Source organism: Aminiphilus sp., from assembly GCF_029975095.1.
GTDB lineage: Bacteria > Synergistota > Synergistia > Synergistales > Aminiphilaceae > Aminiphilus.
In genome coordinates this window covers 1-15,965 of record NZ_JARKPW010000145.1, presented here as the reverse complement: position 1 = coordinate 15,965, position 15,965 = coordinate 1, and the positions used below count along the sequence as shown (strand labels likewise).

The 15,965-nt window shown below is 66.3% G+C and carries 12 protein-coding genes, 1 pseudogene and 2 riboswitches; of the genes and pseudogenes, 6 read left to right on the top strand and 7 right to left on the bottom strand.

What is annotated here, in order from left to right; genetic code table 11:
• Both Q1K49_RS08900 and Q1K49_RS08895 read right to left on the bottom strand, forming a co-directional pair.
• Positions 1 to 455 (bottom strand): methylmalonyl-CoA mutase family protein (locus Q1K49_RS08900; protein ID WP_300525232.1); only part of this gene is annotated, 455 nt, incomplete at its 3' end.
• The gene (locus Q1K49_RS08895) at positions 455 to 2,626 is read right to left on the bottom strand and encodes a methylmalonyl-CoA mutase family protein (RefSeq protein ID WP_300525231.1); all 2,172 of its coding nucleotides are present in this window, start codon (positions 2,624 to 2,626) and stop codon (positions 455 to 457) included. The genes Q1K49_RS08895 and Q1K49_RS08900, both read right to left, overlap by 1 nt.
• A gap of 151 nt (positions 2,627 to 2,777) precedes the next feature.
• Positions 2,778 to 2,941, bottom strand: a riboswitch (cobalamin riboswitch).
• Positions 2,942 to 3,414: 473 nt separating this feature from the next.
• Positions 3,415 to 3,587, top strand: a riboswitch (cobalamin riboswitch).
• Positions 3,588 to 4,201: 614 nt separating this feature from the next.
• Between Q1K49_RS08895 and Q1K49_RS08890 the strand changes: the two genes are divergently transcribed.
• The 5 genes and pseudogenes from Q1K49_RS08890 (at position 4,202) to citF (ending at position 10,453) form a co-directional block, all read left to right on the top strand.
• Positions 4,202 to 6,151, top strand: coding sequence for an aconitate hydratase (locus Q1K49_RS08890; protein ID WP_300525229.1), 1,950 nt, complete (start codon positions 4,202 to 4,204; stop codon positions 6,149 to 6,151).
• A 185-nt stretch (positions 6,152 to 6,336) separates the two neighbouring features.
• A pseudogene (icd, locus tag Q1K49_RS08885) lies at positions 6,337 to 7,599 on the top strand (isocitrate dehydrogenase (NADP(+))).
• Positions 7,600 to 7,723: 124 nt separating this feature from the next.
• Positions 7,724 to 8,014 (top strand): citrate lyase acyl carrier protein, encoded by a 291-nt coding sequence (citD, locus tag Q1K49_RS08880; RefSeq protein WP_300525226.1) that lies wholly within the window; start codon positions 7,724 to 7,726, stop codon positions 8,012 to 8,014.
• A complete protein-coding gene (locus Q1K49_RS08875) occupies positions 7,999 to 8,883 on the top strand; it encodes an aldolase/citrate lyase family protein (protein ID WP_300525223.1) in 885 nt (294 codons plus the stop codon). Before citD ends, Q1K49_RS08875 begins: the two co-directional genes overlap by 16 nt.
• A gap of 1 nt (position 8,884) precedes the next feature.
• A complete protein-coding gene (gene citF, locus Q1K49_RS08870; RefSeq protein WP_300525220.1) occupies positions 8,885 to 10,453 on the top strand; it encodes a citrate lyase subunit alpha in 1,569 nt (522 codons plus the stop codon).
• Positions 10,454 to 10,702: 249 nt separating this feature from the next.
• Here the strand turns inward: citF and Q1K49_RS08865 are convergent, their stop codons facing one another.
• Positions 10,703 to 12,115 carry a PLP-dependent aminotransferase family protein gene (locus Q1K49_RS08865; RefSeq protein WP_300525218.1) on the bottom strand — a complete coding sequence of 471 codons (1,413 nt, stop codon included), beginning with the start codon at positions 12,113 to 12,115 and terminating at the stop codon, positions 10,703 to 10,705.
• Between the two features lie 109 nt (positions 12,116 to 12,224).
• On the opposite strand from Q1K49_RS08865, the gene Q1K49_RS08860 reads away from it, so the two are divergent.
• Positions 12,225 to 13,193 carry a DMT family transporter gene (locus Q1K49_RS08860; protein WP_300525215.1) on the top strand — a complete coding sequence of 323 codons (969 nt, stop codon included), beginning with the start codon at positions 12,225 to 12,227 and terminating at the stop codon, positions 13,191 to 13,193.
• Between the two features lie 105 nt (positions 13,194 to 13,298).
• Here the strand turns inward: Q1K49_RS08860 and Q1K49_RS08855 are convergent, their stop codons facing one another.
• From Q1K49_RS08855 to tsaA, 4 genes are all read right to left on the bottom strand, one after another.
• A complete protein-coding gene (locus tag Q1K49_RS08855) occupies positions 13,299 to 13,466 on the bottom strand; it encodes a hypothetical protein (protein WP_300525212.1) in 168 nt (55 codons plus the stop codon).
• Between the two features lie 88 nt (positions 13,467 to 13,554).
• On the bottom strand, positions 13,555 to 13,812 hold the full coding sequence (locus Q1K49_RS08850) for a DUF3343 domain-containing protein (RefSeq protein WP_300525209.1): 258 nt from the start codon (positions 13,810 to 13,812) through the stop codon (positions 13,555 to 13,557).
• Between the two features lie 19 nt (positions 13,813 to 13,831).
• Positions 13,832 to 15,112 carry a double-cubane-cluster-containing anaerobic reductase gene (locus Q1K49_RS08845; protein WP_300525207.1) on the bottom strand — a complete coding sequence of 427 codons (1,281 nt, stop codon included), beginning with the start codon at positions 15,110 to 15,112 and terminating at the stop codon, positions 13,832 to 13,834.
• A 324-nt stretch (positions 15,113 to 15,436) separates the two neighbouring features.
• A partial coding sequence (gene tsaA / locus Q1K49_RS08840; RefSeq protein ID WP_300525206.1) for a tRNA (N6-threonylcarbamoyladenosine(37)-N6)-methyltransferase TrmO occupies positions 15,437 to 15,965 on the bottom strand: 529 nt, incomplete at its 5' end.

Sequence of the window (15,965 nt, the reverse complement as noted above, 5' to 3'; positions counted from 1 at the left end):
AGAATGGAGTCCACCGCGACGCCCGCCTTGCCCACGTCCCCCACGACTCTGGGGTGGTCCGAGTCGTAGCCCCGGTGCGTGGCCAGGTCGAAGGCGATGGAGAGCCCCTTCTGCCCCGCCGCGAGATTGCGGCGATAGAAGGCGTTGCTCTCCTCCGCGGTGGAAAATCCCGCGTACTGGCGGACTGTCCAGGGACGCGTGACGTACATGGTGGGATAGGGTCCGCGCAGAAAGGGCGGCAACCCCGCTCCGTAGCCGAGATGGGACATGCCCCGGAGATCCTCCGCTGTGTAGAGGGGCTTCACGTCGATCTGTTCCATGGTGCGGAGGGCGAGGGATTCCAGGGATTCCCCCGACGCCTTTTCGACCTCGGCCTTCCACGCCTCGAAGCCGGCGGATTGCTCCGGCCCGTCCTTGCGGAAGGGAATGCTGCAGAAATCGGGCTTCGCGTACATCAGCAGATCCCCCTTGCTCTCAGGAGCGCGTCGAGAACGGCGTAACAGTTCGCCCTGAGATGGATGAACTCGTCCACTCCGGCCCGGACGTAGTCCTCTTTGTGCTCCGGTGCGGGAGCTCCCGCCAAAAGCACCGCCATGTCCGGCCGGGCGGCCTTGATGCCCGCCGCCAGAGGCGGCACCAGCTCCGGATACGTCTCGTCGGTGGAACAGAGCACCGCCACGTCCGCCTCGGACGCCGCCGCGGCCTGCACGGCCTCCTCCACCGTGGCGAACCCGTCGTTGCGAAGCACCTGAAAACCCGCCACCTCCATGAAGGCGGCACTGAAATCGGCCCTGGCCTTGTGCTGCGCGAGAGGACCCATGTTCGCCAGAAACACCCGGAACGTCCTGCCGGTGCGCGCCGCGGCCTCCTCGGTGCGCCGCCGCAGGGCCTCGTACTTCTCGGTCCACCGGTGGGGACGGAGAGGCGAGACCACGACATCCCCGGAAAAGCCGTCGTCCAGCACCTCCCGCACCTCGCTCAGCGAGGCTCCCGCGAGAAACGCCTCGACGAGGGCATCCAGAAACGCGCCGGGAGGCCCGCTCACCTGGTCGAGAAGCACCCCCAGACGCTCCCGGCGGAACAGGTCGTCCATCAGCTCCCGATAGGTCGCAACGGCCCTCCGCCGGCTTTCCCGCACCGCCGCCCGGTCCGTCTCGGGAAGAGGAAGCGGCGTCTCCGAGAGATTGGCGTACATGTTCACCCCCACGGCCCGGTCCGTCCGGAAGTCCAGATTCTTCAGGCGCTCCGCGAAAACGTCCCCGATCTCCCGCTGCACCAGGCCGGACTGGAGTGCCTGCACCATGCCGCCCTCGGCCTCGATGCGCTGCAGGAAATCCCAGGCCCGCTCCGCGAGCTGCTGCGTCAGCGCCTCCACATACCAGGAGCCACCCGCGGGGTCCAGGGGCTGCAACAGGTGAAACTCGTCCCGGAGAAGGAGCTGCATGTTCCGGGCAATGCGGCGGGACAGCCCCTCGGGAGGGCGGACCGCCTCGTCGAACCACCCCACGTGCATGCCCTTCACTCCTCCCACCACCGCCGAGAAGGCCTGGGTGGAAGCGCGCAGCACGTTCACGTAGGGATCGTAGATCGTTGTGGTGAAGCGGGAGGTGCTCGCGAAGAGGTCGATCCGACAGGCGTCCCCGCTTCCTCCGAAAGCCTGGACGATCTGCGCCCAGAGCATCCGGGCGGCCCGCAGTTTGGCGATCTCCATGAAAAAGTTCGCTCCCTGGGAGAAGCAGAAACGCATCTGCGCCGCCGCGGTGTTCACGCCAAAGCCGCGACGCAGGAAGGCGCGCACGTAGGCGATGCCCGTCGCCATGGCGCAGCCCAGTTCCTGGACGGCACTTCCGCCGCCCTCGTGGTACACGTCGCCGCGAACCATGACGGTTCGCAGGCGGGGCATGCGCATTTTCGCCCACTGGGTCACCAGCCCCATCTCGTCGTAGAGCGCGTCGAGGGGGCAGGAAAGGGTTCCGTCCAGCGCCAGCGCACCCAACGGATCCGCTCCGATGCATCCGGAGATCCCCTCCAGCAGGGCCGCCTCGCCCCGGGCGCGAAGCCGTGCGGCGAAGAGCGCCAGAATCGGCGCCGCCGACTCGCCGCCGTAGAGATGCACCTCCCGGCCGCGCAGCTCCACGCCGTCCAGCAGCGCGTCCATATCGCGCAGCGTGGCGAGGGAGACGCCCCCCTCGTCCTCGAAGGGACACCCCTCGTCCGGCACGTCCAGGCAGCGGAGGGTCGCCCCGTCAAGGGCGATGTGGACCGCCGTGGCACCCGAGGCCAGCTCCTCCCGGAGAAGTGCGTTGGTCCGTTCCGGAAGAGCGTCGCCGCACTTCTGGGCGATGGCCCATCCGCCCCGGACGTAGCCCAGGGGATCCGTGCCGCGCAGATAATCCGCCGCGCCGGGGAACGTCTCCGCCTGCCCGGAGAGCGGCGCGTTCTCCTCCGTATAGAGAGGCTGGAGGGAAATGCCTTCGTAGGTCCGCGTGACGAGACGTTTTTCGAAGGGAGCACCCTTGAGGGCCGCCTCCGCTTCCTTCCGCCACTCCTCGTAGGAGACGGAGGGAAATTCCTCGAAGGAAACGGGAGGGCTCGTTTCAGTTCGCACCTGCTCTTCTCTGTCCATACACAACATCCTTCCTGAGCGACTCGTCTTCAGAGATCTCCGGAGCCGACGCCCGGGCGGACGAAAAAAGGCCGCCCTTTCGCGGCGGCCCTGCATAACAACATCTTAGAGGGAGTCCTCCCTCTTCTTCCAACGGCGTCCGCCCGCGCAGACCTGAGTTGTACCCGCAGACCGGTCTCCTGACTCCCGTTCATCCTACTTCCGCGTCTTCCCGAAGTCGCCTTCAGTGACCTGTGCGGGTTCGTCCCGGTTACAGTGGCGAGGCCGTTCCGGATTTTCACCGGATTCCCGTGCATCTGCAAGCTTTTGTTTCACTTGTCCGGAACATCCTACGCTTTTTCAGGGAATCGTGTCAAGGCACGACGCATTTTTGTGCGGCCGGACAGGAAGCGTGTCACCCCTGAGCGGGACGATGAACATGTCACCCATGACGAACAGGGGCGACGTCTTCATGAAGACGAAGGAAGCGCGGCGGTTACTGGTGATCGGACAGGCATCCGCCGGAAAGACCACGGTTCGGGAGGCTGACGAAAGGCACCCCCGCACAGAAAACTTCCGGGAAACATTCCTTCGCTGCTGTCGCCGCTGCGCGTACGGCATCGCCCGTGGCATTTCCGCACGAGCCTGCGGATTCGGGCACCGCTCCACCGGGTCGGACGGCAGGCGAAAAAGAGAGTCTTTGGAACGATCCGCCAGACCTCTTGAATTGAGCAGAAAAATTGCACTAGTCTTTGACTTGACACGCCATAGCAACATTGCCACAATAACCGCACGCTGCCGTATCGGCATACAATCAAACGACGTCAGGTGCTCGGGAAGTCCGGTGAAAGACCGGCGCGGACCCGCCACTGTAACCCCGACGAAACCGCGAAGCCACTGGTTCCGGCCATTTCGGAACCGGGAAGGCGCGGATGGAGGATGAAGGGGAGCCAGGAGACCGGCCTGACGACGAGAAGAGCGGCATTCCGCGGAGATCGGATGCCCGCTTGGGGACGCGCATCTTCCCGTCGACGCGGGCACCGAGAGAGTCGAATGCCACAGGAAGGAACGCAGCGTCGTGCCCAGGGGGCCTCATCCGCGAGGCCCTTTTTTCGTACCCATCGATCAGGCTGTTAAAAACCGAACATTCTAAAATACAATGTTTTTGTATGTTTAGATCAAAAAATTATAGACAATTTTTGCCCCCGGGACATGCACCGTGAAACAGGGGGATGTTCCGGGAAAACCCCGGAAACGCGAAGTAAAACGGCTGTGGTGCCACAGCCGGGTAAGACGCGGGAGAAAGCACACTGCGGCGCGGAGCGGAAGCACGGAAAGGGGGTGGCGACGGAAATACGGTGTGCGTTGGAACAGAATGAACGAAGGCGGCGAAGAAAGATGTTCCGGCGGGCGGGGGAACACGAGGCAGAGCCGGAAGAGCCGGAACGAAACGGTGCGACCGGAGGCGGAGCGCCAGAGACGCTCCCGCGTCGGCCCGGCCCCTTCGCCGGAGAAACGGAAGGACCGGAGAGCATCGGGCTCTCCGAAAGCGGAGATGCAGCAAAAACGAGATGCATACGAAGGGTGGGAAACGACATGGGTTTTTCCGTGGCACAGAAGATTCTCCAGACCCATCTGGTCGAGCTGGAACAGCCCGACGCGAAAACCGGAAGCCGCGTGGGCATCCGCATCGATCAGACCCTGACCCAGGACGCGACGGGCACCATGGCCTGCCTCCAGTTCGAGGCCATCGGCGTGGAGAAGGTCCGGACGGAGCTCTCCGTGAGCTACGTGGACCACAACATGATTCAGGAGGATTTCCGCAATCCCGACGATCACCGCTATCTCCAGGACGTGGCGGCCAGATACGGCATGCTCTTCTCCCCCGCGGGAAACGGCATCTGCCACCAGGTGCACCTGGAGCGCTTCGCCAGGCCCGGAAAAACGCTTCTGGGCAGTGACTCCCACACACCCACCGCCGGAGGCGTGGGCATGCTCGCCATCGGCGCGGGCGGCATGGACGTGGCCCTCGCCATGGCGGGAGAACCGTTCTACACGCCGCTGCCGAAGATCACCCTGGTGCGCCTCTCGGGAGAACTCGCCCCCTTCGTCTCCGCCAAGGACGTTGTCCTGGAGGTACTCCGCCGCCTCACCGTCAAGGGAGGCGTGGGGCGCATTCTGGAGTACGGCGGCCCCGGCGTGGCGGGGCTTTCGGTCCCCGACCGGGCCACCATCACGAACATGGGGGCCGAGACGGGGGCGACCTCGTCCCTCTTCCCCAGCGATGACGTGACCCGGGCATGGCTCCGCGCCCAGGGGCGCGAGCACCAGTGGGTGGGGATCACCGCCGACGCGGACGCCGTCTACGACGAGGTGCTCGACATCGACCTCTCCACCCTGGAGCCGCTGGTGGCCCAGCCCTTCCAGCCCGACCGGGTGGTGCCGGTGCGGGAACTCGCAGGGCTTCCCGTGGATCAGATCATGTTCGGCTCCTGCACGAATTCCTCCCTCCGGGACATCGCCGCCGTGGCTCATCTGCTGAAAGGACGGGCCGTCACACCTTCGGTGAGCGCGGGTATCTCCCCCGGCAGCATTCAGGTGATTCTCGAGGCGGAGCGTCGGGGACATCTGGGCGCTCTGGTGGCCGCGGGAGTGCGCATTCTCGAATCGAGCTGCGGCGCCTGCATCGGCATGGGTTTCGCACCGCCCACGGAGGGCGTGTCCCTCCGGACGATCAACCGAAACTTCCTCGGCCGCTGCGGCCACAAGACGGGCCAGGTCTATCTGGTGAGCCCCGAGGTAGCCGCCGCGTCGGCCCTGACGGGAAGGCTGACGGACCCCCGGGAACTCGCGGCGAAGCTGGGGCTCCCTCCCTTCCGGTTCGAACTGCCGGAACAGCTCGTCCTGAACGACAGCCGCTTCGTCGCCCCCAGCGCGGAGCCGGAAAAGGTGACCATCCGCCGGGGCCCCAACATCGCCCCTCTCCCCGCCATGACGCCCCTGCCGGAGATTCTGGAGGGAGAAGTGCTCCTCAAGGTGGGGGACGACATCACCACGGACCACATCATGCCCGCCGGGGCGAAGGTGCTTCCGCTCCGCTCCAACATCCCCGCCATCTCCAGGCACGTCTTCGAAGTGGTGGATACCACCTTCCCCGACCGGGCGCTCGCCTCGGGAGGCGGTTTCGTCACGGGAGGCGCCAACTACGGTCAGGGGTCGAGCCGGGAGCACGCGGCTCTGGCGCCGCGCTACCTGGGCGTGAAGGCCGTGCTGGTGAAGAGTTTCGCCCGCATCCACCTGGCGAACCTGGTCAACTTCGGCATTCTGCCCCTGGTCTTCGTGGATCCCTCGGACTACGACGCACTGGACCAGGGGGACCGCCTCTCCCTGCACACCACCGCGGTGCGGGCCGGGGAGAGCTTTGCCGTGCGCAACGAGACGAAGGGAAAGGATATGCGCTGCACCACCCCCGTGGCCGAGGAAGATCTGGAGATCATCCGGGCTGGAGGCAAGCTCAACGCGGTGCGCCTCGCCCGGGGTGCCTAGAGTCCGCGACGCACGCGGAACGAGGCTTCCGCTCCGGGAGCGTTCTTCCGGCGACGCGGGCATTTCCGGTACGAAAACGGCCTTCCGCCGTTTGCGTAGAACACGCGACAAGAGCGCATCACCGACACTCCCCGCTGCCCCGGGGACGTACACCAGAGCAAGAGCACAAGGAGGAGAGAGCAACCATGGGAAGATTTGCGGATCTGGAACTGAAGCACTACGCAGAACCCGAGCGAGGTGACCGCATCGACTTTCGCGACGGCGCGCTCTGCGTGCCCGACGAGCCGGTCGTTCCCTACATCGAGGGGGACGGCGTGGGCGTGGACATCACCCCCGCAATGAAGAGCGTTCTCGACGCGGCGGTGACGAAAGCCTACGGCGGCAAACGCCGCCTCGCCTGGTGGGAGATCTTCGCCGGCGAAAAGGCCATGAACCTCTACGGCACGGCCATTCCCGACGATTCCTTCGCGGCGCTCCGCTACTTCCGCCTCGGCATCAAGGGTCCCCTCACCACGCCCGTGGGCGGCGGCTTCCGGAGCCTCAACGTGGCCTTCCGCCAGGTACTCGATCTGTACGCCTGCGTTCGCCCCGTGCGCTGATTCGACGGCGTTCCCGCGCCGCTCAAGCGCCCCCAGGACGTGGACATGATCATCTTCCGGGAGAACACGGAGGACCTCTACGCGGGCATCGAGTGGGAAGAGGGAACGCCGGACTGCCTCAAGGTGATCCGCTTCCTCAAGGAGGAGATGGGGGCAACGGGATTCCGCAACGACTCGGGCATCGGCATCAAGCCCATCTCCGTCACGGGAACGAGGCGGCTGGTGCGCATGGCGATCCGCTACGCCATCGACCACAACCTTCCTTCGGTGACGCTGGTCCACAAGGGGAACATCATGAAGTTCACCGAAGGCGCCTTCCGCAAGTGGGGGTACGAGGTGGCCGCCCAGGAGTTCGGCGACCGGTGCGTCACGGAGGAGCAGGTGGAGAAGGACTTCGGCGGCAAGGTCCCCGCGGGAAAGATCGTCGTCAAGGACCGCATCGCCGACGCCATGTTCCAGCAGATCCTCCTGCGCCCCGGCGAGTACAGCGTGCTCGCCATGGCGAACCTCAACGGAGACTACATCTCCGACGCCCTCGCCGCGGCGGTGGGCGGTCTGGGACTGGCTCCCGGAGCGAACATGAACGACGAGATCGCCTTCTTCGAAGCCACCCACGGCACGGCCCCCAAGTACGCCGGGCAGGACAAGATCAATCCGGGCTCCCTCATCCTTTCGGCGGTGCTCATGCTGGAGCACCTGGGGTGGCAGGAGGCGGCGGATCTGGTGGTGACGGGACTCGAGCGGAGCATCAGCCGGGGCGTCGTCACCTATGATCTGGCCCGCCAGCGCGAGGGCGCTCAGGAAGTGAGCTGCTCCCGCTTCGCCCGGTCCGTCGTGGAATCCATGTAGCCACACTTCATCGCGTCGCGGAGTTCCTCCCGGACCGCGGCGTTTCCTGCGCGGGAGAGCGTCTCCGAGTCCCCTCCGGAGGGGGCTCTCCCGCGCCTTTTTCGACTGCAAGGAGATGATCGACATGGCCATGCTCCGACGACCCGCCCAGGCGGGAACGCTGGAGTCCTCGGACTGCCTCGTCTCGGTGGCTCCCTCGGAAACCCGGGAGCTCGACCACCGCGGCGCGGGAGCCACCTTCTTCGCCGGACGGACCCGGGGCCTCGTGAACGATGTGCTCGACAGCCTCGGCATTTCCGGCGCGACCGTGACCATCCAGGACCAGGGGGCATTGGAAGTGACGCTCCGGGCCAGGCTGGAGGCGGCTTTAGAACGCGCGAGCAGGGAGGAGGATGCGGCATGCCCAAGGCAGTAGTGCGGTCCATGCTCTACATTCCGGGCAACAATCCGGGCATGATCCAGCAGGCACCCGTCTTCGGGGCCGACAGCATTCTCCTCGACCTGGAGGACGCGGTGGCCCTTTCCGAAAAGGACGCGGCGCGGCACCTCGTCTGCGGCTTTCTGCGGACCCTCGACTTCGGGGACATGCTCGTCACGGTGCGGGTGAACGGCGCGGACACCCCCTTCTTCGCGGAGGATCTGCGCCGCGTCGTCCCCTGCCGCCCCGACGCGATCCGCCTTCCCAAGTGCTCCTCTCCGGAGGACGTGCGCGCTGCGGAGGCGCTGCTCGCGGAGATTGAAGCGCAACACGGCATGGAGCCGGGGACGGTGAAGATCCACGCCATGCTGGAGACCGCCCGGGGCATCGCCGAGGCCGGGGCCGTCGCGACCTGCTCGCCCCGGGTCACCGCCCTCACCCTGGGCGGACAGGATCTCACCGCGGACATGGGCGTGGAGAAAACCCGGGAGGGAGACGAACTTTTCGTCGCCCGGAGCCTGGTGGCCCTTGCGGCGCGGGCGGCGGGCATCGATGCCTTCGACACGATCTGGGCCGACGTGAACGACAACGAGGGACTCCTGGAAGAGACCCGCCGCGTGGTGGGACTCGGCTTCACCGGCAAGGCGGCCATTCATCCCGGGCAGATTTCCTGGATTCACCGGGCCTTCGTGCCCGACGCGAAGAAAGTGGCCGCGGCGGAACGCATCGCCCACGCAGCAGCAGCGGCGGAGCGGGAGGGGCGGGGCGTGGTCTCCGTGGACGGACGCATGGTGGATGCGCCGGTGGTGCGTCGGGCGCGGCACACGCTGGACATGGCCCGCCTGGCCGAACTGGAGGTGGAGTGACATGAAGATGCTCGTCAACGCCGCGGGGCGTCCCGTCCCGTCGGAACTGCCCGGAATCGGGCCGCTGTTGCCCTATCGCGGCCCCTGGGCGCGCCTTGAGGCGGGAGATATGGTCCCCCGGATTCTGCCTCCCCTCCGGGGAGAACCGCCCCGCAGGTCCAAGGTGGCGCCCTCTCTGCGGGCCGCCATGGAGCGGGCGGGACTCGCGGACGGCATGACCCTCTCGTTCCACCACCACCTCCGAAACGGCGACGCCGTACTGCCCCTGGTGCTCGCGGAGTGCGAACGCATGGGGTTGAAGAATCTCTGCCTCGCTCCCAGCTCCCTCACCGACGCCCACGAATGCGTGGCGGACTACGTGCGCCGCGGCGTGGTGAGCCGGATCCACACCTCGGGGGTGCGCGGCAAGGTGGGCAAGGCCATCTCCCGGGGAGAGGTGCCCGTTCCCGTGATGGTCCGCAGTCACGGCGGACGCGCCCGGGCCATCGAGGAGGGGAGCATCGCCATCGACGTGGCCTTTCTCGCCGCTCCCGCCTGCGACGAACAGGGCAACCTGACCGGCGCGCTGGGACCTTCGGCGTGCGGCTCCCTGGGATACGCCCAACACGACGCCCGCTACGCCCGCCACGTCATCGCCGTGACGGACAACCTGATGCCCTCGTCTCTGACGCACATCTCCATCCCCCAGTATCTGGTGAACCAGATCGTGGTGGTGGACAACCTGGGCGATCCCGGCAAGATCGCCTCCGGCTCCGCCCGAATCACCCGGAACCCCGTGGACCTGAAGATCGCCCGCGACGCCTACCGGCTCCTCCGGGCCTCGGAGCTTTTGGCCCCGGGGGTGTCCTTCCAGGTCGGGGCGGGAGGCGCGAGCCTCGCCGTGGCGGCCTACGTGCGGGACTACATGCGGGAGAAGGGCATCAGGGGAAGCTGGGGATGCGGCGGCATCACGGGATACATGGCGTCCATGCTTGAGGAGGGGCTCTTCGACGCCCTCTACGACGTGCAGAGCTTCGACGCCGCCGTGCAGGACTCCCTGGTGCGCTTCCGCAACCACATCGAGATCGACCAGTCCTGGTACGCCAATCCCCTGAACCGGGGATGCGTGGTGCATAACCTGGACGTGGTCGTTCTGGCGGCGCTGGACGTGGACACGAGCTTCAACGTGAACGTTCTCACCGGCCACGACGGCGTTCTTCGGGGCGCCTCGGGAGGGCACTGCGACACTGCCGCGGGAGCCAAGCTCTCCGTGGTGGTCCTTCCCTCCTTCCGGGGAGGCGTCTGCTCCATCAAGGATGCGGTGCGCGCCGTGGTCACCCCCGGCGAGACCGTGGACGCCATCGTCACCGAACGGGGCATCTGCATCAATCCCCTCCGGACGGACCTGCGCGAGGCGGCCCGGAAGGCGAAGCTCCCCGTCAAGGAGATCGCCGACCTCAAGGCCGAAGTGGAGGCCCTGACGGGAAAGGCCGAGGAAGCTCCCCTTCCCGATCCGAAACCGGAGAACGTGGTGGCGCTCATCGAATACCGGGACGGCACCATCCTGGACAGCCTCTTTCGCATTTCCTGAGGCGCCCCGGAGCTCCTGACGTCCTGAGGCAGAGAAAATGCGACCTCTCCGGCGAAAACCGTGTGTGCCGCCGGAGAGGCTTTTTCGTTTCCCCGCGTGCCCGCTTGTTGCCCTGCTGTTGCGACTCTTGGGTCACTTTTTTGCGCGTCTTTTTACTTTCCCCTGTCTTCCTTTTTCCTTTTCCACTCCTCCGTCCTCGTGCAGGAACGTTTCGCCCCGTTTCCCGTTCCGTTTTCCGCTCCCGCCGTCTCAGGCCCTCTCCGCGTCCAGGGCGGCCCGAAGACGTGCGACACCCTCGTCCATGGCATCGAAGGAAAGGTTGCCGTAGCCGAGGATGACCCACTCCCCGTAATGCCCCTTGCGGATCGCGTGCCCCTCCACGGGATGGATCCGCACACCCCTGGCCTCGATGCGGGAACAACGCTCCGCGTCGAAGACGAGGCCGGGAAAGCGTACCACCAGGTGCAGCCCGGCCCCGGCCCCGGCACTCCCGATCTCGTGCCGTCCGGGAAAGGCGTCGGCCAGGTTTCGGACGAGCCGTTTCCGTCCCTCCCGATAGAAGCGTTTCATCCGGGCGATGTGTCGCTCCACCACTCCCTCGTCGAGCAGGTCCGCCACGATCCGCTGCTCCACCGAGGAGGTGTGGTTGCTCACGTCGTACTTGATCCGCCGGAAATCCTCCCCGAGATGCGACGGAACGATGGCGTAGCCCAGGCGGAGGGCGGGGGAGAGAATCTTGCTGAAGGAGCCGATGTACACCGTCGAGGACGGGACAAGCTCCCGCAGGGAACTCACGGGCAGCCCCTCGAAGCGGAACTCGCTCTCGTAGTCGTCCTCGATGAGGAGACATCCCGTGGCCGCCGCGTAGGCGGCGAGGTCGATGCGCCGCTGGACGGAGAGGGTCCCTCCCAGGGGAAACTGGTGCGAGGGAGTGAGGAAGACCGCTCCGGGGCGAACGTTCCGGGGCAGTTCATCCGTGCGCAGGCCCGCTTCGTCCACGGAGACGGGGTACAGCTCCGCCCCGGCGAGGCGCAGCGTCTGCTGGAAATGGAGGTGCACCGGATCCTCGGTGACGACGAGGGTTTTGCCCTGCCGGGCGAGAAGGAGAGCGGTGATGCAAAGCGCCTCCGCGGCACCGTTGGTGATGACCAGGTCCCCGGGCGAGCAGGAGATGTCCCGGGAGCGGGCGAGAAAGCGCGCGAGGGCCTCCCGGAGGACCGGTGTCCCCTCGGGCGCACCGTATCCCCAGGCGTTGGAGGGTGTCCGGTCGCGAACCCGGCGGAACGACCTGGCCACGGCCTTCCAGGGAATCTCCCGGAGAAGGGGAACGCCGGTGCGGAAATCCACGAGGTCGGCCTCGGCACCGGCCTCGGAGGAGGAACCGGAGGACGGGGCGTCGTTCCGGGGAAGGCCGTAGCGAGCGCCCGGCGCGACGAAGGTTCCCGAGCCGCGGCGCGACGCGACGTATCCCTCGGCGGCGAGCTGTTCGTACACCTCGAGCACCACGTTGCGGGACACGCCGAGCAGGCGGGCCAGCTCCCGGGACGAGGGGAGCCGCTCCTCCGGTTCCAGGCGCCCCTCCAGAACGGCGTGGCGGAGCTGGCGGTAGAGCTGCTTCATCAGGGCGTCGGCGTCGTTTCGTTCAAGCGTGAGCCAGTGCACGGGCAACACCTCCCGGTGGTCCTGCGGAAAAAACGCAAAGTGGCTCTGGAAGTGGAATGGATTCGGGCGTATTTCTGGACCATCCTACCACGAAGGGACGATGGTCTTCATGGCAACGGATTCTCGAAGGGACGGTTTGTCGGGAGGCGCAAGCGCCGCCGCGGCGGCGCTGCTCTGGGGGGTAAACTACCCGGTCAGCAAATGGGTGCTGCAGGTCGTTCCGGAAGGACAATTCCTGGTGCTCCGCTTCGTTCTCGCGGTGGGACTCTTTTTTGCGGTGTTGCGGCTTCGGGGGGAATCCCTCGCGGTCTCCCGGAAGGAAGGTTTTCGAGCGGCGCTCCTGGGGCTGGTCTGCGTGGGCGTGTACAACATTCTCTGGACCCTGGGGATCCACCGGACGTCTTCCTCCACGTCGGCGCTCCTGATCTCCTCGTCACCGCTTCTCGCGGCGATCTGGTGTCTGCTCTTTCGGGTGGAGCCGGTGCGTCCGGCCCGCTGGGTGGGGCTTCTGCTCGGATTCTCCGGGGTCTTCTTCATCGTGGAGGCTTCGGGAGGGCTCTTCGCCGGAGACGGCACCGTCGCCCTGGGCAACGCCCTCACGCTCTGCGCGGCCCTGCTCTTCGCTCTCTACGCCATTCTCGCCAAGCCGCTGCTGGCGAACCATTCGCCGACGAAAGTCACGACCCTCGCCATGGCCTGGGGCCTTCCGGTGCTCCTGCCCTTCGGCCTGATCCGGACACCCCTCTCCCTGTGGGTCCTCCCTCCGGCGGCCGTTCTCCGGGGCTTTCTCTACGTGCTCTTCGCGGGAACCCTCGGGGCCTACATCTTCTGGTACCGGGGCGTGCAGCGCATCGGCCCCGTCTCCACCGTGCTCTTCCACTTTCTGACACCCTGCGTCAGCCTCGTGGTGGCGCCGTTCCTCCTGGGCGACGCAGGGTCCCCCGCCAAGTTCGCCGGGGCGTTCCTCGTCTTTCTGGGCATTCTCGCGGACCGGCTGCCACCGGGCCTGTTCACGAAGCGCACAACGTACACGGAACCGGCAACACGGGAGCGAAAGACCGGCCCGACGACACCGTAGAAGCCGCCGTGCTGTCCGCGGAAAACTGACCGGGGTGGTCACATTTCGACTATCCCTAAAGGTCAGATTTACGTTGACGCACCCCCACAGGGCAGGGTCAGGCGCTCACCCCGCCGCACAGCGTTCCAGAATCTTCAGGACGACCCGGAGGGAGTTCTCCGGGGAGGAGACGGAAAGAAATCCGAATCTGCCGTGGATGTCGTGTCCGCCGCAGAAGAGGTTCGACCAGGGAAGCTCCGGCAAATCCAGGGGCACGACGAAGCAAGGGGGCACGTGCTCCGCCTTTGCCCGGCACGCGCCCCCTTGCTTGATCTGCGTCTTCCTTAACCGCCCCGAAAAACCATCTCCTCTTCAGGTGTTCTCAGGGGGCAAGCCCCCGCTCCTCCGACGCTTCCCGCACGTACCGGGCCTCGACGGCGACGGAGGATGCGGCGGCGCGCACCGCGGCCTCGTCCTCCGGAGCAAAGCGGAGGGCGAGGCCGCAGCTTTTGGCGAGATGACGCGGCGTGGGACAGAGGGTGCAGGCCGTGCCGCGCCGCTTCAGCTCCGCCGCGAGACGCATGCCGTCCGAGGCGGTGACGAAGAGCGCGTACACCCACGGAACGGACGTAAGAGGCACGGTTCGCCGCGACGCGCCGCTAGCGGCGCAGGCTCTCGCCGAAGGCTTCGATGCGGGTCTTGAGCTGCTCTTCGTCGCCCGGCGCGTAGTCCGTCTCCAGGGAGAGAAAGGGGATCCCCTCAGCGGCGAGGCGTTTCCGGAGGCGCTCCTCCTCCACCTGGTAGGTGGTGCAGAAGCTCAGGGAAAGGTTCACCACGCCGTCGGCGCGGTATTCCCGGGCAAGGCGCACCACGTCGTCGAAGCGCCCTTCGTTGGGGGAGAAACAGGCGCAGTTGATGCCGTCGAAATAGCGGTGGGCCAGGGCGTCGAGGAGGGAGGGCACGTCCTTCGTCTCGGGAAGGGTCACCTTCTGCTCGAAGTAGCGTGTCCCCGTGCAGTTCTCCTCCACCACCACGGCGAGGCCGCTCGTCTCGGCGATGGTATGGAACTTCCAGTTGGGCACCACGATGGGCGTTCCCGTCACGAGGATCCGCGGCGCCCCCTTGGGAAAGACTCCTTCGCCTCGGGAGGCCCGGGCCTCGCACTCCGCCGCAAGGGCTTCCGTCTGGGCGATGAACCGCTCTGGATCGTCGTAGAAGGCGATCTGGCTCACAAGCAACGCGTCCCGCCCGGAGAGGGGCACGGGATCGGCCTTGCGCAGGGCGTAGAGGCGGTCGAGAACCCGCCGTTTCCGGTCCACCAGCTCACACCCCCGGAGCAGGCCCTCGGCGGTGAGCGTTCTTCCCGTCAGCTCCTCCAGACGCCGGGCCAGGGCGCCGAGTTCCTCCCGGAAGAGGGCGAAACCCGCCGGGCTTTTGCGATTGGGCATGTCCATGACGTACAGGGGTGCGTAGTCCCCCAGGATCTCCCAGGCCTTCTTCTTGCCGTCGCAGGTGTTCTCTCCCACGATGAGATCCACGGACTGGAAGTAGGGGCAGGTTTTGGAAAGTTGCGCCCCCAGTCCCGCCTTGACGAGCGCGCACAGGTTCCGGGGCAGCACCGCCTCGCCCGCGGGCACCCAGAACTGGGACCCCGCGCAGAGCCCCACGAGAATTCCATCCAGGGCGAGGACGATCTCCTCCGGGACATAGATGCAGAAGGACCCTACCGCCCTGCCCCCCTGCTCCTTGTGGGCGAGAAGTTCCGCAATCCGCAGGCCGTGCACCTCGGCGATGACCATGTTGTAGTAGTCCATCCCCGCCGGGCGGTTCTCCTGTTCGAGGAAGGTCTCCCCGAACAAAACCGGAAGCGCGTCGCAGAGCTTGTCGTGCGTCTCCAGGTCCATGCCGAGCCCCTGCCACATGCCGTGATAGTCCGCCATGTTTCTCTTCCTCCTCGCACGTTTTGGAATACAGAATATTGCATAAAAGCATAGCATGAAACCGCCGGCGCGAAAAGGACAAGAGGGGTTTCTCCTGCTTTCCAGAGCCACCACGCCATAAAGAAGGTCTCCGGAAGGAGTGTCTAAACGCGATGCACTCGGGATCAAGAGAGAAGAAATCCCTTTGTGCAGAGGTTCCACAGAAAAGAGCGGCAGAACGGAGGGCGTCGCTGCGAGCAAAGCGACACGAGCAGGTACAAACCGCTACGAACGAGGGCGCCACTCCGAATCCGACCCGACGATCGCAGCGGTCCGAGGCGGGCTTTAGAAATCGGGAGAGGCGGCGAGGACGGGTTTGATGTCCAGAACGGGCGTGCCGGAGAGCGCTTCCAGAGGACGCACCCGGAGGCGACACCCTTCGAGGGAGAGCACCTCCACCCGGTGCAGGCCGATGGGATTGGGGCGGGCCGGAGAGCGGGTGGCAAAGACGCCCCGGAGCGGACGCGTCGCGTCCCCCCGGGGATGGACGCGCAGCAGGTCCCGCCGGGCGAGGTGGAACCAGGTGAGAACGATCACGCATTGCCCCGGCTCGATGCCGTCGAGTCCCTCCGCGAAGGCGGGGTCGAGGCGAATCTCCGCGGCGGGCGCGCCCTCGAATCCCTGGGGAGGGCAGTCCTCCCGGCGCGTCAGGGGCGACCGCACCACTCCCACGGGGCGCAATGCAAAGTCCCCGGCGGCCCCGCCGGTCCCGCTCCGGAAAAAGTCCTCCCTCCCGGCGTCACGCGGGAAGGGACACGCCGTTCCAAGGGGCTCTTCCGTTGAAACATCCTTGTCGTTCAGCGTGTCGTCACTC